Annotated in this window: 18 protein-coding genes; 13 read left to right on the plus strand and 5 right to left on the minus strand. The window is 72.2% G+C overall.

Features of this window, described 5'->3' with window-relative positions; genetic code table 11:
• The first annotated feature begins 170 nt into the window (after window positions 1–170).
• The 5 genes from ACLII4_RS06830 to ACLII4_RS06850 all read left to right on the plus strand — a co-directional run bounded on the left by ACLII4_RS06830 (window position 171) and on the right by ACLII4_RS06850 (window position 6,101).
• The gene (locus ACLII4_RS06830; protein ID WP_412070151.1) at window positions 171–821 is read left to right on the plus strand and encodes a hypothetical protein; all 651 of its coding nucleotides are present in this window, start codon (window positions 171–173) and stop codon (window positions 819–821) included.
• A gap of 95 nt (window positions 822–916) precedes the next feature.
• Window positions 917–4,588 carry a methionine synthase gene (metH, locus tag ACLII4_RS06835; RefSeq protein WP_412070152.1) on the plus strand — a complete coding sequence of 1,224 codons (3,672 nt, stop codon included), beginning with the start codon at window positions 917–919 and terminating at the stop codon, window positions 4,586–4,588.
• Window positions 4,589–4,592: 4 nt separating this feature from the next.
• Window positions 4,593–4,793, plus strand: a complete 201-nt coding sequence (locus ACLII4_RS06840; RefSeq protein WP_412070153.1) for a hypothetical protein — start codon at window positions 4,593–4,595, stop codon at window positions 4,791–4,793.
• Complete coding sequence (locus tag ACLII4_RS06845) at window positions 4,790–5,152, plus strand: cupin domain-containing protein (RefSeq protein ID WP_412070154.1); 363 nt, start codon at window positions 4,790–4,792, stop codon at window positions 5,150–5,152. Before ACLII4_RS06840 ends, ACLII4_RS06845 begins: the two co-directional genes overlap by 4 nt.
• 232 nt (window positions 5,153–5,384) lie before the next feature.
• Window positions 5,385–6,101, plus strand: a complete 717-nt coding sequence (locus ACLII4_RS06850; protein WP_412070155.1) for a DUF922 domain-containing protein — start codon at window positions 5,385–5,387, stop codon at window positions 6,099–6,101.
• A 66-nt stretch (window positions 6,102–6,167) separates the two neighbouring features.
• Here ACLII4_RS06850 and ACLII4_RS06855 read toward each other — a convergent pair whose 3' ends face one another.
• A complete protein-coding gene (locus ACLII4_RS06855; protein WP_412070156.1) occupies window positions 6,168–6,938 on the minus strand; it encodes an enoyl-CoA hydratase in 771 nt (256 codons plus the stop codon).
• A 236-nt stretch (window positions 6,939–7,174) separates the two neighbouring features.
• On the opposite strand from ACLII4_RS06855, the gene ACLII4_RS06860 reads away from it, so the two are divergent.
• Complete coding sequence (locus tag ACLII4_RS06860) at window positions 7,175–7,753, plus strand: biotin transporter BioY (protein ID WP_412070157.1); 579 nt, start codon at window positions 7,175–7,177, stop codon at window positions 7,751–7,753.
• A 127-nt stretch (window positions 7,754–7,880) separates the two neighbouring features.
• A complete protein-coding gene (locus ACLII4_RS06865) occupies window positions 7,881–8,537 on the plus strand; it encodes a hypothetical protein (RefSeq protein WP_412070158.1) in 657 nt (218 codons plus the stop codon).
• A 60-nt stretch (window positions 8,538–8,597) separates the two neighbouring features.
• Here the strand turns inward: ACLII4_RS06865 and ACLII4_RS06870 are convergent, their stop codons facing one another.
• On the minus strand, window positions 8,598–9,245 hold the full coding sequence (locus ACLII4_RS06870; RefSeq protein WP_412062208.1) for a response regulator transcription factor: 648 nt from the start codon (window positions 9,243–9,245) through the stop codon (window positions 8,598–8,600).
• Between the two features lie 148 nt (window positions 9,246–9,393).
• On the opposite strand from ACLII4_RS06870, the gene ACLII4_RS06875 reads away from it, so the two are divergent.
• Window positions 9,394–10,494 carry a vWA domain-containing protein gene (locus ACLII4_RS06875; RefSeq protein WP_412070159.1) on the plus strand — a complete coding sequence of 367 codons (1,101 nt, stop codon included), beginning with the start codon at window positions 9,394–9,396 and terminating at the stop codon, window positions 10,492–10,494.
• A 200-nt stretch (window positions 10,495–10,694) separates the two neighbouring features.
• On the opposite strand, the gene ACLII4_RS06880 is transcribed toward ACLII4_RS06875, so the two are convergent.
• Window positions 10,695–12,932, minus strand: coding sequence for a DPP IV N-terminal domain-containing protein (locus tag ACLII4_RS06880; RefSeq protein ID WP_412070160.1), 2,238 nt, complete (start codon window positions 12,930–12,932; stop codon window positions 10,695–10,697).
• A 149-nt stretch (window positions 12,933–13,081) separates the two neighbouring features.
• Here ACLII4_RS06880 and ACLII4_RS06885 point away from each other — a divergent pair, with 149 nt between their 5' ends.
• On the plus strand, window positions 13,082–13,498 hold the full coding sequence (locus ACLII4_RS06885) for a hypothetical protein (protein WP_412070161.1): 417 nt from the start codon (window positions 13,082–13,084) through the stop codon (window positions 13,496–13,498).
• 47 nt (window positions 13,499–13,545) lie between these two features.
• On the plus strand, window positions 13,546–14,085 hold the full coding sequence (locus ACLII4_RS06890; protein WP_412070162.1) for a hypothetical protein: 540 nt from the start codon (window positions 13,546–13,548) through the stop codon (window positions 14,083–14,085).
• A 32-nt stretch (window positions 14,086–14,117) separates the two neighbouring features.
• Here the strand turns inward: ACLII4_RS06890 and ACLII4_RS06895 are convergent, their stop codons facing one another.
• Both ACLII4_RS06895 and ACLII4_RS06900 read right to left on the minus strand, forming a co-directional pair.
• Window positions 14,118–15,170: a hypothetical protein gene (locus ACLII4_RS06895; protein ID WP_412070163.1), complete on the minus strand. Its 1,053-nt coding sequence runs from the start codon at window positions 15,168–15,170 to the stop codon at window positions 14,118–14,120.
• Window positions 15,171–15,182: 12 nt separating this feature from the next.
• A complete protein-coding gene (locus ACLII4_RS06900; protein ID WP_412070164.1) occupies window positions 15,183–15,479 on the minus strand; it encodes a hypothetical protein in 297 nt (98 codons plus the stop codon).
• A gap of 158 nt (window positions 15,480–15,637) precedes the next feature.
• On the opposite strand from ACLII4_RS06900, the gene ACLII4_RS06905 reads away from it, so the two are divergent.
• From ACLII4_RS06905 to ACLII4_RS06915, 3 genes are all read left to right on the plus strand, one after another.
• Window positions 15,638–16,948: a glycosyltransferase gene (locus ACLII4_RS06905; protein ID WP_412070165.1), complete on the plus strand. Its 1,311-nt coding sequence runs from the start codon at window positions 15,638–15,640 to the stop codon at window positions 16,946–16,948.
• Window positions 16,945–17,838, plus strand: a complete 894-nt coding sequence (locus tag ACLII4_RS06910; protein WP_412070166.1) for a glycosyltransferase family 2 protein — start codon at window positions 16,945–16,947, stop codon at window positions 17,836–17,838. The genes ACLII4_RS06905 and ACLII4_RS06910 overlap by 4 nt, the downstream gene beginning before the upstream one ends.
• 208 nt (window positions 17,839–18,046) lie before the next feature.
• On the plus strand, window positions 18,047–19,360 hold the full coding sequence (locus tag ACLII4_RS06915; protein WP_412070167.1) for a polysaccharide pyruvyl transferase family protein: 1,314 nt from the start codon (window positions 18,047–18,049) through the stop codon (window positions 19,358–19,360).
• The last annotated feature ends 17 nt before the right edge of the window (window positions 19,361–19,377 follow it).

Consider the following 19,377-nt stretch of genomic DNA (forward strand, 5'->3'; position numbering starts at 1 on the left):
CAACCCTGTGAAGTCGGGGTGGACGCCGGAAGCCGTGCCCTACGGGCGCGCCGGGCCGCGGTTGCGCGGCGAACGGCCGTCGGGGCCGCCCTCATATTTCTCTGGGCCGTCGCGAGCCAGTCCGCCGGCGGCCGGCGGCCCCGGGCCCCGCCGAGCCACTAGCTTGCGGCATGTCGCCCCCCCGCCTCGCGGCGCTCGCCGCCCTCGTCGGCCTGTCCGGCTGCGTCCCGTACGCCGTCGGCGCCCCGCCCGACACCGTCGCGCCTCAAGAGGTCCGGCCGTCGGTCGTGCTCCAGGTGGCCTCCGCCCGCCGCGACTTGCAGGCCGACGACGAGCCCGGCGGCGCCGCGCTCGCGGTCGGCAACGAGGCCCGGCTCGGGCTCGACGAGCGGTCCGACGTGGGCGTCCGCTTGGTCGGGCTGGGCAGCCTGACGGCGACGTACAAGCGCAAGGTGGCCGGGCCGCTCGGCTCCGAGGAGGGCGTCGCGGTCCTCGTCGGGGCGGGCGTGATCGGCTCGCGCCACCTGCACGCCGAGGCGACCGTCGTGGCCTCGCCCGGCCCGCTCGCGGTCGCGCCCCAGGTCGTGCCCTACGGCGGCGTCCGGCTCCAGGACCTGACGCCGTTCGCGGGCGACGCGCTCGCGACGGCGCCTGCGCTCGGCTTGTTTTTCGGCGCGCGCATCGGGTGGCCGGACCTCGCGGTCGCCCCCGAGCTGGGCCTCTTCTACAGCCCGTCGCCGCTGGCGGGCGACGGCGAGGTGGTCGTCGTGCCGTCGGTGACGCTCCACGGCGACCGGATCCGTAAGGCGCTCGGGCTCTAGGCGCGGAATCGTGGGATCGGGAGCGCTTCCGGGGCGCTCGGCCCGGATCGAGGCCCCGGCACCGGCCTAGCTTGCGGCCCGCCTCCGCCGATCCCGTGACCCTCGACACGCTCCGCCCGTTCCTCGACGCCCGCATCCTGCTCCTCGACGGGGGCATGGGCACGATGATCCAGGCCGCCGGGGTCACCGAGGCCGACCTGCGCGGCGACCGCTTTGCCGACTGGCCCGAATCGCTGGCGGGCGCCAACGACTTGCTCGTCCTCACCCAGCCCGACCTGGTCCGCGGCGTCCACGCGAGCTATTTCGCGGCGGGCGCGGACCTCGCGACGACGAACACGTTCAACGCGCAGGCGGTCTCGCTCGCGGACTACGGGCTGTCCGACTTGGCGTACGAGCTCAACGTCGCCGCCGCCCGCCTCGCGCGCGCCGCGGCCGACGACGCGAGCACTGCCGACCGGCCGCGCTTGGTGGCCGGCTCCATCGGCCCGATGAACCGGACGCTGTCGCTGTCGCCGGACGTGGAGGACCCCGGCGCGCGCGCGGTCACCTTCGACCAGGTCAAAGCGGCCTACGCCGAGCAGATCCGCGGGCTCGTCGACGGCGGCGCGGACGTGCTCCTCGTCGAGACCATCTTCGACACGCTCAACGCCAAGGCGGCCGTCGTGGCCTTGCGCGAGCACCGCCGCCAGCACAGGAGCCTGCCCCCGGTGATGCTCTCCGGGACGGTCGTCGACCAGAGCGGGCGGACCCTCGTCGGGCAGACCGTCGAGGCGTTCTACCACTCGCTCGCGCACGCGCCGAACCTGCTGTCGGTGGGCCTCAACTGCGCGCTGGGAAGTGCCCAGATGCGCCCGCACCTCGCCGCGCTGGCGGCGGCCGTGCCCGTCTACACCAGCCTGTACCCGAACGCCGGGCTGCCCAACGAGCTCGGCGGCTATGACGAGGGGCCCGCGTTCATGGCGCAGCAGGCCCGCGACTACGCCGAGGAGGGGTGGCTCAACCTGGTCGGCGGGTGCTGCGGGACGACGCCCGCCCACATCGAGGCCATCGCCGGGGCGGTCGAGGGGCTCGCACCGCGCGTCCCGGCCTCGCCGGTCCGGACGTTCCGCGCGGCCGGGCTGGAGACGCTGGCGATCCGGCCCGACACGAACCTCGTCAACATCGGGGAGCGGACGAACGTGACGGGCTCGAAGCGATTCGAGCGGCTCATCCAGGCCGGGGACTACGACGAGGCCCTGTCGGTCGCCGCGCAGCAGGTCGAGGCCGGCGCGCAGATGATCGACGTGAACATGGACGAGGGGATGCTTGACGGTCCGGCGGCCATGGAGCGGTTCCTCCTGCTGGCGATGGCCGAGCCCGACATTGCGCGCGTCCCCGTCGTCGTCGACTCGTCCTCGTGGGCGACCATCGAGGCCGGCCTGAAGTGCATTCCGGGCAAGCCGGTCGTCAACTCGATCTCGCTCAAGGAAGGAGAGGCCAGCTTCCGCCAGCAGGCCGAGCGGGCCCGCGACTACGGCGCCGCCGTCATCGTGATGGCCTTCGACGAGGACGGGCAGGCCGACACCGTCGAGCGCCGCATCGCCGTGTGCGAGCGCGCGTATCGGATGCTGGTCGACGAGGTCGGCGTCCCGCCCGAGGACATCGTCTTCGACCCCAACGTGTTCGCCGTCGCGACCGGCTTGGAAGAACACCGCCGCTACGCGCTCGACTTTCTCGAGGCCACGCGCTGGATCAAGGCGACCCTCCCGCACGCGCGCGTCTCGGGCGGGATTTCGAACCTCAGCTTCTCGTTCCGCGGGAATGAGCCGGTCCGCGAGGCGATGCACTCGGCGTTCCTGTACCACGCCGTCCAGGCAGGGCTCGACATGGGCATCGTCAACGCCGGGCAGCTCGCGGTGTACGACGACCTCGACCCGGCGCTGCTGCAAGCCGTCGAGGACGTGCTGTTCGACCGCCGCGACGACGCGACCGAGCGGCTCGTCGCCCTCGCGGAGAGCTACCGCGCGCCGGACGCCGCGCAAGAGGCCAAGGCGGCGGCGTGGCGCGACGCGCCCGTCGAGGAGCGGCTGGCGTACGCGCTCGTCAAGGGCATCACCGAGTTCGTGGACGCCGACACGGAGGAGGCGCGGCTGACGTACGACCGACCCCTCGAGGTGATCGAGGGGCCGCTGATGGACGGGATGAACCGGGTCGGCGACCTGTTCGGGGCGGGCAAGATGTTCTTGCCCCAGGTCGTGAAGTCGGCCCGGGTGATGAAGCGGGCCGTCGCGCACCTGACGCCGTTTATCGAGGCCGAGCAGGTCGAGGCCGTCGCCCGGACGAAGGTGCTGATGGCGACCGTCAAGGGCGACGTGCACGACATCGGCAAGAACATCGTCGGCGTCGTGCTGGGCTGCAACGGCTACGACGTGATCGACCTCGGGGTGATGGTCCCGTCGCAGACGATCGTGGACGCCATCCGCGAGCACGACGTGGACGTGGTCGGGCTGTCCGGCCTCATCACGCCGTCGCTCGACGAGATGGTGGCCGTCGCCAAGGAGATGGAGCGGGCCGGGATCCGGCTGCCGCTGTTGATCGGCGGGGCGACGACGTCGAAGCTGCACACGGCCGTCAAGGTGGCCCCGCACTACTCGGCCCCGGCCGTCCACGTGCTCGACGCCTCGAAGTCGGTCCCGACCGTCTCGGCACTCGTCGGTGACAGCCGCGACGCCTTTGCCGAGGGCGTCACCGACGAGTACGCCGCCGTCCGCGAGCGCTACGCGGCGCGCCAGCGGGCGCAGACCATCCTGCCGCTGGCGGATGCCCGCGCCAACGCCCAGGCGCTGGCGTTCGACGACCTCCCCGTGCCCCGCACGCTCGGCGTCACCCCGGACACGGCGACCGTCGCGGATCTCCGCCCGTGGATCGACTGGGGCCCCTTTTTCGCCGCCTGGGAGCTGCGCGGCGCCTACCCCGCCATCTTCGACGACCCGGACAAGGGCGAGCCCGCCCGCAAGCTGTTCCAAGAGGCCAACGAGTTGCTCGACGAGATCGAGGCCGACGCCCTCTTTACGCCCCGCGCCGTCTTCGGCCTGTTCCCCGCCCGCCGCGACGGCGACGACCTCGTGCTCGACGCCGACGGCGAGGTGCGGCTCCACACCCTGCGCCAGCAGACCGCCAAGACGCCCGGCAAGCCCAACCGCGCGCTCGCCGATTTGGTCGCCCCCGCCGACGACCATCTCGGGGCCTTCGTCGTCACCATCCACGGCGCCGAGGCCGTCGCGCAAGCGGGCCGCGACGCGGGCGACGACTACCGCGCGATCCTGGCCCAGTCGCTGGCGGACCGCCTCGCAGAGGCCTACGCCGAGCGCCTGCACGCGACTGTGCGCCGCGACGCCTGGGGCTACGCGCCCGACGAGAATCTGTCGACCGACGACCTCATCCGTGAGCGCTACCGCGGCATTCGCCCCGCGCCTGGCTACCCCGCCCAGCCCGACCACACCGAGAAGGTCACGATTTTCGACCTCCTGAACGCCCGCGAGCACACCGGCGCCGGGCTGACGGAGCACCTCGCGATGACCCCGCCCGCGACGGTCTGCGGCGTCTACTTCGCCCATCCCGACGCGGCGTACTTCAATGTCGGCGTGCTCGGCCGCGATCAGGTCGCCGACTACGCGGCCCGCAAGGGGATGCCGCTGGCGGAGGCCGAGCGATGGCTCGGGCCGGTGCTGGCGTACGAACCCGAGGCCGAGTCCTTGCGTACGGAGCGCATCACACCTGCCGCCTAGCGCCATGACCGTCGTGATCGCCGTCTTCGCCGCCTGGCTCGTCGTCGGGGTCGTGCTCAGCGCCCGGTGGGGCGCCCGCGCGGCCGGGCCGTCGGGATCGGGCCGCCTGGCGGGCGCGGTCGCCGGGGCGTTCGTGGCGCTCCCGCCCGAGATCAGCTGGTCCATTGTGGCCGCTGCCGCCGTCCTCTCGTGGACCGCCCTGTGACCCCCGTCAGCCTCGCCAACGCCTTCCGCAGCTTCGACGCCACGTGGACGCCCCACGTCGCCGCCGAGCTCAATGGCCAGCACGTCAAGCTGGCGAAGCTGGAGGGCGCGTTTGTGTGGCACGACCACGCCGACGAGGACGAGCTGTTCTGGGTGGTCAGCGGGCGGCTCCGCATCGAACTCCGCGGCCGCGCGCCGGTCGAACTGGGGCCGGGCGAGTTCGTCGTCGTCCCGCGCGGCGTCGCGCACCGGCCCGTCGCCCTCCCGACCGCCGAGGTGGTCCTCTTCGAGCCGGCGTCGACGGCGCACACGGGAGATGTGGAGACGGACCGGACCGTGCACGACCTCCCGCGGCTGTAGGCATCCCGACAGATGGGGGTGGATGAGGCACCCCTGTCTACCTGTCCCATCGGTAACGGTCGTGGCAAATATCTGCGCAAAGAGGTCGCAATCCGTCTTGGGAAGACCCTGTGCCCCGAGTGTCTGCAGGAGGTTTGGGCACCCGGAAGGATGGGAAATGCGCCGTTCCGATCCGTGCTAGGGTTCAGTACCGGGCTCTTGGAGCCGATACACGGGTTCGCCCCGCCCCGTCATGCGCCTCCTCGCCTTCAGCCTCTCCCTCGCTACGCTCGGCAGCGCCTCGTTCTGGGCGCTGACCGCCGGGCCGCTGGCGCCGACGGCGGAGCACCCGGTCGAGGCCTTGCAGCCCGTCGCCGCCGCCGACGGGTGGTCGAGCGACACGACAGCTCCCGGGGGCCCCTCGCCGTCCCCCGTTGCACCGCCTCGGACCATCCGCCCGCGCGTCTCGACCCGCACCTACGCCGTCACCGGTACGACCGAACGCGAGGTGCTCCGCTCGCTCCTCGATGCAGGCCCACGCGACGGCGACGACATCTTCTTCGGCCTGACCCAGACAGAGCTCGACGTCCGTTACGAGCCGACGGCGATCTCGGGCGGCTGCGTCATCAGAGACACCGAGGTCGACCTCGACATCGTGATCACGCTCCCCGAGTGGCTCCCGGCGACCGACCTCGCGCTGGACCTCCAGAGCGACTGGCGCCGCTTCCGCCGCGCACTCGAAGCGCACGAGGACCGGCACCGCGCGATCGCCGTCGAGGGCGCCGAACGCGCCTTCGATGCCGTCGCCGAGCTGTACCGGCCGTCCTGTGAAGAGGCCGACTCCGAGGCCCGCCGTCGGCTCGAAGTGCTGGGCGTCGAGATCAAAGCCGAGCACCGGCGGTTCGACCAGGAGACGGGCCACGGCAAGACCGACGGGGCGGTGTGGCCGGTTCAGAAGAGGACGCGCTGAGGCGGCGGACGAGCGACTGGAGGACTGGGCGCCCACCACATCCTGAGGGCTCGTCCCCTCAGCGTCTCAGTCGAACGCCGAGAAGTCCGGGGCGCGCTTCTCGAAGAAGGCCGAGAACGCCTCGGCCGCCTCGGGCGAGCCGAGCCGTTCCACGAACAGGGCGCCCTCCCGGGCGATCGCGTCCCCGACCACGTCGGCGGTGTCGTGGCGGAGCAGGGCCTTCGTCATCCGCACCGCCGCCGGCGGCTTCGCCGCCAGCACGGCCGCCCGCTCCAGCGCGACGGCCTCCGGGTCGTCGACGACCGCGTTCAGCAGTCCGACCTCATACGCGGTCTCGGCCGAGAACCTTTCTCCGAAGAGCAGGAGCTCCGCCGCGCGGACCTGGCCCGCCAGCCGGGGGAGCAGCACGCTCGACGCGGCCTCGGGGACCAGCCCGAGGTCGACGAACGGCATCTTGAAGACGGCGTCGGGCGCGGCGTAGGCGAGGTCGCAGTGGAGCAGCGCCGTCGTGCCGATGCCAATCGCCGGGCCGGCGACCGCCGCGAGGATCGGCTTGGGGAAACCCACCAACGCCTTCAGGAATCGGAAGACCGGACTGTCGGGCCCCGTCGGCGGGTCCATCATGAAGTCGCCCAGGTCGTTGCCGCCCGTAAAGACGCCGTCGCGGCCGCTGAGCACGACGGCGCGGACACTCGCGTCGGTGACGGCGTCCGTGAGCGCGTCCGCGAGCGCGGCGTACATCGCGCGCGTCAAGGCGTTCTTCTTGGCGGGCCGGTCGAGGACGAGGTGGAGGACGGCGCCGTGGCGGTGGGCGGCGACGTGGGTTTCGTCGGACATCGGGGCGGGGGAGGGGAGCGGCGAAGCTAACCGGGGCGGGCGGGCCGCCCGGGGCGGGGCGGGATCGGAACAGAAGAAGCAGGGAGGAGAAGGGGCTCCGGTCCAATCGCTACGCGTCCGTCACGTCCACTCTCCTCGCCCCGTCTGTTCCTCTTCTCTCCGTGGAGTCGTGCACCCACGCCCCAGGCCTCCGCCAGCGCGCCCCTGTATCTTTCCCGACCCCAGCCGCCAAGCCCATGTCCCTCGCCCTCACCGCCGCCTCCGCCGCCTCCGTCGACCGCCTGCGCGCGGCCGACGCCCCGCTCGCGCTTCAGGCCGCGCTCGTCGTCGGCACGGCGCTGCTGACGGCGCTGTTCGCCCAGTTCGAGGTGCGGATCTACCTCTGGGAGGTCCCGCTGACGCTGCAGACGGTCGCCGTCTACGGCGCCGGGCTGTTTTTGGGCTCGCGCAACGGCGCGCTCGCCATGCTCCTCTACCTGGCGCTCGGGCTGGTATTGCCGGTCTTCGCGGGCGGCGCGAGTGGGCTGGCGCACTTGATGGGTGCGTCGGCCGGCTACCTCGTCGCGTTCCCGCTCGTCGCCGCCATCGGCGGGGCCGTTACGCGCCAGCGGCGCGGGTTTGGGCGCTCGCTGCTGGCGCTCGCGGGCTGCTCGGTCGCGCTGTTCACGTGCGGCGTGCTCGGGCTGTGGCTGGCGACCGACTTGTCGGCGACGGAGGCCGCCGTGAACGGCTGGCTCCGGTTCGTCCCGTGGGACCTGACCAAGATCGCGCTCGTGGGCTCGCTGTACGCGATTGCGCGGCGCGCGACGACCTAGCGCGCACTCTCGTCGATTCTCGACGCCCGTCCGGCACGTCCGGGCGGGCGTCGTCCGTTCGCGCCCACCCCGTTACCCGGCCGGCCGCTCGCGCGGCTCGCCAGGTGCTCACGATCCCCCCCGACCCATGCCCCTCCGCCTCTCCCTTCTGGCCCTCGCCGCCGTCGTCCTCTTGGGCGCCTGCGACTCCGACCCGTACTACGAGGACACCTCGCTGCGCGTCTTTGTCACCGACTTTCACTTCGACGCCGACGACTACGACGTCAGCTCGGACTTCTTTACGGCCACCTTTGACGCCCGCGAGGCGATCGTTGACCGAGGCGACCTCGATGACGCGCTCGCCACGGCCGGCGACGGGGCCCTCGTGATGCTCTACATCGACTTCGAACTGGTCTCGCCCCTCGAAGGTGCGTCGGGCAACCGGACCTACTCTGCGCTCCCGCTGTCGCGATCGTTCCGTGAGGTCGTCATCAACGACCAGGATGGCTCCGGCAACTCGACGGTGTCCGTCGTCGGGCTGACGGCGTCCTACGAGTACTCGTTCGACAATCAGGACCTTTACTTCGACATCGTCTCGTCGGAGCCGTCCAGCGACTTCGCAGACAGCCCCCGTGGCCTCTTCGACTTCCTCAAGCCTCAGCGCCTCCCGGGCGAGTCGAGCGACATCGACCTCCGCCTCGTGGTGATCCCGCAGGACCTGTACTACGCGAACGCGCAGGCCGGCGCCCGGATCGACCTGCGCGACTACGCCGCCGTCAAGGCCGCGTACAACCTGCCGGACTGAGCAAGGCTGAGGGGTGGGGCGGGAGGCATCGGATGTCCCGTGCCCCATCCCTCTTGCCCTCTAAAACTCGTTCTCGGCCTTCCACAGCGTGGCCCGCTGGACGAACTCGTTGGTCGTCTTGAGGCCCAGCTTCTGCTTGATGTGGACGCGGTGCGTCTCGACCGTCTTGGGCGAGAGCATCATCGTGTCGGCCACCTGCGCGGTCGTCATGCCGGAGCCGAAGTGGCGGAAGACCTCGAGCTCGCGGTCGGTCAGGTCGGCTACGGTCGACTCGGTCGGCGTGGTCGTGGAGAGGTAGCTCCCGACGACGCGGTCGCGGACGGCGTCGGACAGGTGGAGGCGCCCGTCGAGGACGGTCCGGATGGCGTCGAGCAACGTATCCGACGCCTCCTGCTTGGCGACGTAGCCGCGAGCGCCCGCGCGGACGGCGCGCTCGGCGTAGACGCGCTCGGCGTAGGCCGAGAGCGCGAGCACGTGGAGGTCGGGGTACATCGACCGGAGCTGCTTGGTGAGCTCGATGCCGTCGGACCCGTCGATCGAGATGTCGACGAGCGCGAGGTCCGGCTTGCTCAGCGCGATCCCGTCGAGCGCGTCGGGGCCCGAGCCGGCCTCGCCGACGACCTCGAGGTCGCCCGAGGACCGGATGAGCGCGCGGATGCCGTCCCGGGTGATCGGGTGGTCTTCGACGATAAAGATGCGGTGGGCCATTCGACGGGGAGGGCGGGACGCCAAACATAGCCCAGAAGCGGGGAGCGCTCCATATCTCGGACACACTCATCGGAGGCACGGGTGGAACGCTGCGGCCCGTTCTCCGTGGGAGCCCGGCGGCCGGCCGGCCGCCCCTTCTCCCGATCCCATGCGCTTCCGCTACGCCGACTGGAACGAGGACCGCCACGGGTCCCCGAAGTCCACGTTCGACACCCTGTTCGACCTCTTCCAGCAGCTCTTGCTCCACACCGGCGGCGACGCCGACGAGGCGCTCCGCTGGCTGACCGCCATCGACAAGGAGTACGGCGTCACCGACGAGGGCATGGGCCTCGGCGACTTTATCGAGGCGCTCAAGGACCAGGGCTACATCGACCGCGACGACGAGACGGGCGTGGTCTCGATCACCGCCAAGGCCGAGCGCGGGCTGCGCGAGCGGTCGCTCGAAGAGATCTTTTCCCAGCTCCGCAAGGCGGGTCGCGGCGACCACAAAACGCCGTTCTCGGGCGCCGGCTCGGAGCGCCAGCCGGAGACGCGGCCCTTCCACTTTGGCGACGACGTCCACGACCTCGACGTCACGGGCACGTTGCAGAACGCCTTCAAGCGCGGCGGCATCGGCGAGTTCTCGCTCTCAGAGGACGACTTCCAGGTGTTCGAGACCGATCACCACACGTCGGTCGCGACGGTCCTGATGATCGACCTCAGCCACTCGATGGTGCTCTACGGCGAGGACCGGATCACGCCCGCCCGGAAGACGGCGCTGGCGCTGGCGGAGCTCATCACGACGCGGTACCCCAAGGACACGCTCGACATCGTGGCGTTCGGCAACGAGGCGTGGGAGGTCGAGATGAAGGACCTCCCGTACCTCCAAGTGGGCCCGTTCCACACCAACACGCGGGCCGGGCTCGAGCGCGCGCGCGACATCCTGCGGCGGCGCAAGAACCGCAACAAGCAGATCTTTATGATCACCGACGGCAAGCCATCGTGTCACTTCGTGAACGGACGGATGTACCGCAACGCCTACGGGCTCGACCGCCAGATCGTCAACAAGGTGCTCGACGAGGCGGCCATCTGCCGCCGCGAGGGGATCACCATCTCGACGTTCATGATCGCGCGCGACCCGTATCTCCAGGACTTCGTCCGCGAGCTGACGGAGGTCAACCACGGCCGCGCCTACTACGCGGGGCTCGACGAGCTGGGTGGGTTCCTCTTCGAGGACTACGCCCGCAACCGCCGCAAGCGGATGCGGTAGCGGTGGCTCCGGGACCTCCGGAGACACCCCGAGGCGGGGAGAGGACCTGACGTTCTGGCTCGAACCAACCCACCCTGTCATCCTGAGCCTGCGAAGGATCTCAACGCGAGCCCCCGAGCCCAGACATCCGGTCCCGATAGCCCGACACGCTGGCGTCGACATCCTTCGCGTTCGCTCAGGATGACAATTGGTAGGCGGCGCTAGCGGGGACCGGCGGGGAGGGTCTCCGACAGGTAGCGCGTCAGCAGCTCGTAGAGGTGCCGTGTCGTACCGGAGCCTTCGTAGATACCGTGCGAGCGGTTGGGGTAGGCCATCATCGTAAACGGCTTGTTGAGCTCGATCAACCGGTTGATCAGCCGCTCCGTGCCCTGGTAGTGGACGTTGTCGTCGCCCGTGCCGTGGACGATCAGCAGGTCGCCTTCCAGGCCCTCGGCGTGGGTGATGGGCGAGCCCGCGTCGTAGCCCGCCGCGTTGTCTTGCGGGAGCCCCATGTAGCGCTCCTGGTAGATGGTGTCGTAGAGCCGCTGGTCCGGGACCGGCGCGACGGCCATGCCCATCGAAAAGACGTCCGGGTACTTGAACAGGCTGTTGAGCGTCTGCGAGCCGCCGCCGCTCCAGCCCCAGATGCCGATCCGGTCGGCGTCGACGTAGGCGTAGGTCTCGGCCAGGGCGCGCGCGGCGGCGGCCATGTCGGCCGAGGCGTGGACGCCGATCTGGCCGTAGACCACCTTCCGCCAGTCGCGGCCCCGGGGCGACGGCGTCCCGCGCGGGTCGGCGCTGGCGACGATGTAGCCCTGCTGCGTCAGGAACAGGTGCCACAGGTAGGTGCCCCCGCCCCAGCTGTCGTTGACCGTGAGCCCCCACGGCTCGCCGTAGACGTGCATCAGCACGGGGTACTGGCGCGACTCGTCGAAGTCGGGCGGCAGCATGAGGTAGGCGTCGAGCGGCGTGCCGTCCTCGGCCGGGAGCGTCGTGAAAAAGGCCCGGCCACGGTCCAGCGCCTCGACCGTCGCGCGCAGGTCGTCGTTGGCGGCCAGCACGCGGACAGTCTCGTGGCCGGGTAGGCGCACGATCTCGGTCCGCGACGGGTCGCCAAACCGGCTCCACGTGTGGACGGCGAACCCGGCGCCCGGCGCCAGCCGGTAGCTGTGCGTGCCGGGCTGGTCGGCGGGGGTGAGCGACTCCGTCGCCGAGCCGTCCAGTCGCGAGCGGAAGAGGGCGCGGCCTAGCGTCGAGCCCTCGGGCGCGCCGCTGTAGTAGACCCACCCGCCGTCGGTGTCGATCTCCAAGACCGACAGCACGTCGTGCCCGGCGGGTGTGATCGGCGTCAGCGACGACCCATCCCGGCTGGCGACGTAGACGCGCTTCCATCCGTCGCGGTCGCTGATCCAGGTAAAGCGGGCGCCGTCGTCGAACCACACCAAGTCGCTGACGGCGTCGGTCCACGCGTCGTCGGTCTCGACGAGGATGGGCGCGGCCTCCATCGTGCGGACGTCCGCCAGCAGGACCTCGTTGCGCTGCTGGAGCCGGTCGAGGTGCTGGATCACCAAGGCATCGGAGCCCGCGGCCCACTCCATCCGCGCCGGGTAGTGGTTGCGCTCGTCGTCGGAGAGCCGGAACCAGCGCGTCGGGCCGCCCGCCGCGAGCACGACGCCGATCCGGGCCGCGCTGTTCGTGGTCCCCGCCTTCGGGTACTGCACGGGGATGGTGTAGCTGTACAGCGAGTCCGTGTTGTTGATCATCAGGAAGTCGCGGATGCCGCTCGCGTCGAGCTGCCAGTACGCGATGTGGCGGCCGTCGGGGCTCCACCGGAACCCGTCCCGCAGGCCGAACTCCTCCTCGTAGACCCAGTCGAAGGTGCCGTTGATGGTCGTCTCGGAGCCGTTCGTGGTGAGCGGCGTGATGGCGCCTGTCGCCACGTCCTCCACGTAGAGATCGTGCTCGCTGACGTAGGCCACGCGCGTGCCGTCGGGACTGAACTTGGCGAACATCAGCGACGACTCGGGCGCGTCGCCGCCGAGCTGGCGGGGCGGGCCGCCGTCGAGGTCGAGCACCCAGTAGTCGCCGCGCGTGTTGGCGCGCCAGACGCGCTGCGAGTTGGTGTACAGCAGCACGCGCCGCTCGTCCTCGCTCCACGTCACCGACTCGACCGGCAGGGGCTCGTCCCAGCCCTCGGGGACCATGCGCGACGCCGGCACCAGCACCTCGCGCGCCTCGGTCTCCACGCCGACGCGGACCAGGTCGCGGCCTCCGTCGGACGCGGCCTCGAAGCGCGTTAGCGACGTGCCGTCGGCCCAGCGGATGGCGCCCGCACTCTCGCCCCGGAAGTCGGACGAGGCGAACAAGCGCTCCAGTGACAGCTGGCTGGCGTCAGTCTGCGCGGCGAGCGGGGCGACGAGCAGCAGCCCGGCGACGAGGAGGGAGAGGCGTCTGTACATCGGCCACGGCGGGGAGGGGCGCTCAACATAGAGGCGACGACCGTCGACGCCGCCAGCCGTGCCTCGGCCAGCGGTGGGGGTTAGTCCGATCGCACCAGAGGCCGGGGATCCGGCGCGATCTACACTGGCGCTTCCGTCTCCCCGCCCCGATGCGCCGCCTGTCGCTGCTCGCCCTCCTGCTCGCGCTCGCCGCCTGCGACGTCAACCCGTTCGACGAGTCGCAGCAGCCGACCGTCCGCGTCGACGTGACCGGCGAGGCGCCCGTGTTTTCGTGGCTGCCTGCCGGGGCCCAGAGCCTCCGCGTGTACGAGGGCGCGAACACGGGCGACGCGGGGTCGGACGTGATGGTGTGGGGCGTCTCGGCCGTGGACGGCGCCAACGGCTTGCGTGGTCCGGTGACCTACAGCGTGGTGCCGAGTGGGGGCGAGCTCTACATCCCGGCCCGGCCCCTGGTGGCGGGGCAGCCGTACACCGTCGTCGTCCGCCGCGACGACCCACGCGGGACCGGCGACGGGTTCACGAACACGCGCAACGAGTACGCCGATGCCGAGACGTTCATCCCGTAGCGCGAGCCGCTCGCGAGCCCGGCCCGGTCCCCCTTTTCCCGATCCCCATGCGTGCCCTCCTTCTGCTCCTGCTGATCCCAGCCGCGACCGCTCAGTCCGCGCCCGACGACGTGTGGCTCTCCGTCACCGCCGGCCCCCTGCTGGCGTCGGATTCGGATGACTTCGCCGTCGCCTCGCTCGGGCTCCAAGTGGCCCGTGGCCCGTGGACGGCGCGCGTGGCGTACGCCGAGTCGGCCGGGTACAGCATCGACTTCAGCAGCGCATTTTCGCGCGCCGAGGGCGCCTCCGCGAGCTCACCGGCCGACGCCGTGCTGGCGCACCGCGCCCTCGCGCTGGCGGCCGGACCGCGCTGGGGGCGGGGGCCGACGACGGTGGCGCTCACCGGTGGCCCCGTGCTGAGTTGGGGCGACCGCGTCGAGGGCGGATCGTTCTCGGGCGTCGGCGCCGGGCTGGCGGGACAGGCGCAGCTCCAACTCGGCGGCGCCGTGTGGCTGGGCGCCGAGGTGTCGGGCGTGGCCGCGCCGGTCGGCTCGTTCGCCGTCGTCGGCGGGACGCTGCGGGTCGACTTGGTCCGCGCCCCGCGCTAGCCGCTGCTCGCGTATGCAGGAGGGGTGGCCGGTTAGTCTTGGGTTCCGGTCGATCCCCAGATGATGGCGGGCTGGACGCCGTACGGCCGGGCCTCCTCGTTCTGCGGGAGCGGCAGGGCGCGCGCGTCGAAGGCCATCTGGGGCGCGAAGTTGGCGATCCCGACCGTCCCACCGTCCGTGTTGACGCCGAACATCCGGCGGACGTCGTTCATGAGCGTGGGCTGGGCCGAGACGCCGCTGCTGGCGCCGGCCTGAAGCGGGGCGAAGGCGACGGGGATATGCGGATCGAAGGCCACATTCCCGTCCATGTCGCCGTCGAGGTCGTCCTCCACGTCGTACAGGTCGAGCACGCGGTAGACGGCGCCGGTCCCGAACTTGCCTGCGATCACGGCCGCCTCGGGCGCGCTCTCGCCCCACAACACCCCGTTGAGGAAAAAGAGGTTCTCGCGGAAGGCGAGGTCGCCCATCCGGTCCTGGGGCCAGTCGTGCTGGAAGACGCCGCCGGGGTTGTAGGCGAAGATGTTGCGCTCGAACACCATCTCGTCGAACGCGTCGCGGTGGTACAGCTTGATGGCCGACACGTCGGCCGCGTCCTTGTCCGGGCGGTACGGGAAGTTCAAGATGAACGAGTTGTGGCGGACGGTGAGGCGTCCGAACGGGGCGCCGATCCGCTGGCCGAATGTCTGGGTGTCGAACGCGCGGATGTTGTTGAGGAAAAAGTTGTTCTGCACGATCACCTCGCCCGACACGCCTCGGGGCGGCGACGCGCCCAGGCGGACGGACCCGACGGCCCCGTTGATAAAGACGTTGTCGGCGATGACGAGCCGCTGGACCTCGACGCCCGGCCCGCCGAACGACAGGATGGGGTAGTGGCGGGACTCGGCCTGCTTGAGGCTGTTCGTCTCCTCGTCATACGAGTTCGAGGGCGCGGCGTCCATGATCAGCCCGCTCACGACGAGCTCGCGCAGCGACGAGCGGTTCTCTAGCTGAAAGATGGCGCCGTCGCGGCCCCAGATGGTGGGGATGCGGACGTGGTAGACGAACGGCTGGCGGCCCGAGAAGTCGTCGGAGAAGCCCGCCAGCACCTTGAGCGTGCCCTAGGGATTCGTGATCTGGGGCACCTTCTGGACGCCCGCGCCGAACTCGCCGTCGTAGTCGCCGGCGGCCACGGCGACCGTGACGGTGCGCTCGCCGCCCTCGTTGAGCAGTTCGGCGGCTTGCTGGAGCGCGCGCCACAGCTTGCGCTGGGCAAACAGTGTCGAGCCGTTCTCGCGGCCCTGGGCAAAGTCGTAGGCGGGCGTCCCGCGCGGGGCCACCAGGATGAAGGCGTCGGCGGGCTGCGGGGCGGGGACCGCGGGGACGACGGTGAGCAGGGCCAGCAAGAGGGCGAGCATCGGGTGGGAAGGGGGGCTGCCCGTCCTTTCGCGAAGCGGGCGCCCGCAGGGTCACCCGGCCTCGGCTTGGACTCGCCGGCGAGGAAAACGCAGATTTCCCCGGGACCAGCGCGCAGCACGCGAGCAACCGTGATCTTCCCTCGTCTCCCGCCTCGTCCATGCTCCCCCGCGTCCTCGTCGTCACGTACTACTTCCCGCCCGCCGGCGGGCCGGGCGTGCAGCGGACGCTCAAGACGGTCCGCTACCTCCGCGAGACCGGCTTCGAGCCCATCGTGCTGACCGTCGAGGACGGCGCGTTCCCGGCGACCGACCCGGGGCTGGCGGCGGACATCCCGGAGGGCGTGCGCGTGGTGAGGACGCGGGCGCCGGACCCGCTGCGCCTCTATGGGCGGATGACGGGGAAGGGGGAGGTGCCGACCGGCGCCGTCTCCGCCAGCGGGTGGGCGGCGCGGCTGGCGCTGTGGGTCCGGGCCAACGTGTTCGTGCCCGACGCCCGCGTCGGGTGGGTGCCCTTCGCCAAGCTGGCCGGGCGCCGCGTGATCGGGCGGTCGCTGCGGATCGCCGAGCCGGTCGCCGCCGTCGTCACCTCGGGCCCGCCGCACTCGGTGCACCTCGTGGGGCGTCGGCTCCAGCGGATGGGCGTGCCGTGGGTGGCCGACTTCCGGGACCCGTGGACGGCCATCAACTTCTACGACGACCTACCGATGTCGGGCCCCGCGCGCCGCCTCGACGCCTGGCTGGAGCGGCGCGTGCTGCGCGGCGCCGACGCCGTCACGACGGTGAGCCCGACGTGGGCGCGGCACCTCGAGAACCGGGGCGGCATCCAGCGCGGCTCCGTGACGGTCGTCCACAACGGCGTGGACCATGCGGACCTGGACGCGGCGGACGACGTGGCCGTGCGCGACGACGCGTTCGTGCTGGCGCACGTCGGGAGCCTGTACGCGACGCGCGACCCCGGCGCTGTGTGGCAGGCGGTCCGCCGCTTGCGCGAGGCGGGCGAGATCGACCGGCTGGCGATCCGGCTGGTGGGCACGACGGACGCGGGCGTGCGCGAGGCGGCCGAGTCGACGGGCGCGCCGGTCGAGGCCGTGCCGTACGTGACGCACGCTCAAGCGATCCGCGAGCAGGCGCAGGCGGGAGCCCTCCTGCTCAGCATCGAGCCCTTCGCGGCCGACCGGGGCATGATCACGGGCAAGCTCTACGAGTACCTCGCGTCGGGCCGCCCCGTGCTCGGCGTCGGGCCCGCCGACGGCGACGCGGCGGCGCTGCTGGCGGAGACCGGCGGCGGGGCGATGTTCGCCCGCGACGACGTGGACGGGATCGCGGACGCGCTCCGCCAGCACTATGCGGCGTGGGCGGCGGGGGCACCGCGAGCGGGCGCCGAGTGGAGCGCCGTCGCGCCGTACACGCGGCTGGCGCAGACCGAGACGCTGGCGGGCGTCATCCGCGCGCTCAACCCAGACCGATGAGCCCGACGATCACGATCGCCGTCTGCACGCGCGACCGGGCCGAGATCCTGGGCCAGGCGCTGGCGGCGCTGCGGGCGGAGGTCGGCGGGGCGCCCGGCGTCGAGGTGCTGGTCGTCGACAACGGGTCGACAGACGGGACGGCGGTGTTGCTGGCGGAGTCCAACGTCCGGGCCGTGATGGAGCCGGTGCCGGGGCTGAGCGCGGCCCGCAACCGGGCCCTCGCGGAGACTGGGGCGGACTGGATCGTGTACCTCGACGACGACGCGTTCGTGTGGCCGGGGTGGCTGGCAGCGCTGCGCGGGGCGGTCGCGCGGGAGGGCGTGGTGCTGGCGGGCGGGCCCATCGAGCCCCGGTTTCCCGAGCCGCCGCCGGCGTGGTTCGACCCCGCGTCGGTGCGCCGCACGTTCGGGCCCGAGGGTCCACTGAGCGACTCGGCGGCGCGCCGGGGGTTCTCGGGCGGCAACCTGGCCGTCCGCCGCGACGCACTCGCGGCGGTCGGCGGGTTCGACCCGGCACTGGGGATGGTGGCCGGACGGTTGGGGCTGGGGGAGGAGACCGAGCTCGCGGGGCGGCTCTTCGACCGGTTCGGGAACGCGACCTGGCACGCGCCTGCGATGGGGGTCGACCACCTGGAGCCGGCGTGGAAGCAGCGGCCGGGCTACGTGGCGCGGCGCGCCTTCGTGAACGGCCGGCAGGCGTGGCGCTACGCGGACGGCGGGCGCGCGCGGCAGGCGGGGTTTAGCGCGCTCAAGGCGGGGAAGCAACTCGCCGAAGGGATGGCGCGGCTGGCGGGAGCCCTCGTGCAGCGCCGACGGCTGCACGGCGCGATCCGGGGGCTGGCGACGGGCGCGGGCGCGGCGGTGGGCGTGGTGCGAGCGCTGCGCGGGTAGCCCTCGGATCGCGCCAGCAGGGGGCATGGCCTCCGTTCGATCCTCTCCTCCCGGCCGGGAGGGGGCGACCGGCTTGCGCAAGCGGGTGGGCTAGCGCCGGCGGGGCGGGCGCGCCAACTCCGGGGCCGTCGCTCGTGCGGGGCGTCCACCCGCCGTTCTCCACTCTCGATCCTCCATCCGCCGGCACGGGCCCCGGTACCTTCGCGCCATGCCGACGCCCCCCCGCACCCTCCGTGTCGCTGTTACGAATGTGACGCTTGGAAACGGCGGCGACGCCGCGATCCTGTTCGGGCTGGAGCGCGCGTTGCGGGCCGCGCTGCCGCCCTTCGACATGGTGCTGCTGGAGACGCAGCCGTCGGTGGCGGCGCCCGCGTATCCGCAGTACGACGTGCGGGTCGGGTTCGCGAGCCTGGCGTTCCCTCAGATCGCGAAGGGGATCCCGGCGCGGGCGAAGCGGGCGGCGCGGTACCTCACCCGCAACCCGCGCCTGCGGCTGGCGGCGCGGGCGTGGCGGGCCGGGCAGCACGCACTGGCGCTCCGGCTGGCGGGGGCCGACGGCGCCGCCTCGTTCCGTGCGGTCGCCGAGGCGGACGTGGTGGTGAGCACGGGCGGGACGTACTTCGTGCCGGCGTACTGGCTCGGGCCGCGGCTGCTGGAGTTCGAGGTGCTGCACGCGATGGACCAGCCGTACGCGCTCTACACCCAGTCGGTGGGGCCCATCGGCGACGACATGCCTCGGCGGCGGCTGGGGGCCATCTTTGCGCGCGCCCGGACCGTCCTGCTGCGTGGCGAGCCGTCGCAGGCGGAGGTGCTGGCGCTGGCGCCCGGCGCCGCGACGCACGTCCGGGCGGACGCCGCGTTCGCGCTCGCCGAGGCCGACGTGCTGGCGGCGGCCCGCGAGCGGGCGTGGCCGGAGCGGCCGCAGGTGGCCATCTCCGTCCGCGACTGGCCGCACTTCCGCACCACGGACGCGGCCGAGGGGATGGACCGGTTCCGGCGATCGGTGGCGGCGCTGGCGACGCACCTGGTCCGCGAGCACGGCGCGAGCGTCACGTTCCTGTCGACCTGCCAGGGCCGCCCCGGCTACCGCTTCGACGACTCGGCGGTCGGGCTGGAGATCCGCGCGCTCGTCCCGGAGGAGGCGCGCGCGTCGGTGACGGTCGACCGCGAGGCCCGCGATCCGATCGAGATGCGCGACGCGTACGCGGCGATGGACCTCGTGGTGGCGACCCGGATGCACGCCGCGATCCTGGCGCTAGCGGCGGGGACGCCCGTGCTGCCCGTCGCCTACGAGCACAAGACGCACGAGCTGTTCGGCGCCCTCGGCGTGGGCGGCTGGGTGACGGACATCGAGACGATCACGCCGGAGGCGTTCGTGGCGACGGCCGACCGCGTGCTCGGCGCGCTCCCGGACGCGCGGACGGCGCTGTTCGAGGGCGTCGAGGGGATGCGGCTGAGCGCGATGGGCGCGGGCGCGCTCGTCGCCGAGGCGTTCGCGGCCGAGATCGCGGCGGCGTCGTGACCCGGCTCATCGTCACG

It is taken from the genome of Rubrivirga aquatilis (genome assembly GCF_046845665.1).
GTDB lineage: Bacteria > Bacteroidota > Rhodothermia > Rhodothermales > Rubricoccaceae > Rubrivirga.

Bases quoted from the DNA above. Each gene is read 5' to 3' on its own strand.
- ACLII4_RS06885 (WP_412070161.1), top strand. From the start codon at position 13,082: ATGCGCCGCCTGTCGCTGCTCGCCCTCCTGCTCGCGCTCGCCGCCTGC.
- ACLII4_RS06900 (WP_412070164.1), bottom strand. From the start codon at position 15,479: ATGCTCGCCCTCTTGCTGGCCCTGCTCACCGTCGTCCCCGCGGTCCCC.
- ACLII4_RS06860 (WP_412070157.1), top strand. From the start codon at position 7,175: ATGTCCCTCGCCCTCACCGCCGCCTCCGCCGCCTCCGTCGACCGCCTG.
- ACLII4_RS06905 (WP_412070165.1), top strand. From the start codon at position 15,638: ATGCTCCCCCGCGTCCTCGTCGTCACGTACTACTTCCCGCCCGCCGGC.
- ACLII4_RS06910 (WP_412070166.1), top strand. From the start codon at position 16,945: ATGAGCCCGACGATCACGATCGCCGTCTGCACGCGCGACCGGGCCGAG.
- ACLII4_RS06850 (WP_412070155.1), top strand. From the start codon at position 5,385: ATGCGCCTCCTCGCCTTCAGCCTCTCCCTCGCTACGCTCGGCAGCGCC.
- ACLII4_RS06840 (WP_412070153.1), top strand. From the start codon at position 4,593: ATGACCGTCGTGATCGCCGTCTTCGCCGCCTGGCTCGTCGTCGGGGTC.
- ACLII4_RS06830 (WP_412070151.1), top strand. From the start codon at position 171: ATGTCGCCCCCCCGCCTCGCGGCGCTCGCCGCCCTCGTCGGCCTGTCC.
- ACLII4_RS06870 (WP_412062208.1), bottom strand. From the start codon at position 9,245: ATGGCCCACCGCATCTTTATCGTCGAAGACCACCCGATCACCCGGGAC.
- ACLII4_RS06890 (WP_412070162.1), top strand. From the start codon at position 13,546: ATGCGTGCCCTCCTTCTGCTCCTGCTGATCCCAGCCGCGACCGCTCAG.
- ACLII4_RS06875 (WP_412070159.1), top strand. From the start codon at position 9,394: ATGCGCTTCCGCTACGCCGACTGGAACGAGGACCGCCACGGGTCCCCG.
- ACLII4_RS06880 (WP_412070160.1), bottom strand. From the start codon at position 12,932: ATGTACAGACGCCTCTCCCTCCTCGTCGCCGGGCTGCTGCTCGTCGCC.
- ACLII4_RS06915 (WP_412070167.1), top strand. From the start codon at position 18,047: ATGCCGACGCCCCCCCGCACCCTCCGTGTCGCTGTTACGAATGTGACG.
- ACLII4_RS06865 (WP_412070158.1), top strand. From the start codon at position 7,881: ATGCCCCTCCGCCTCTCCCTTCTGGCCCTCGCCGCCGTCGTCCTCTTG.
- ACLII4_RS06855 (WP_412070156.1), bottom strand. From the start codon at position 6,938: ATGTCCGACGAAACCCACGTCGCCGCCCACCGCCACGGCGCCGTCCTC.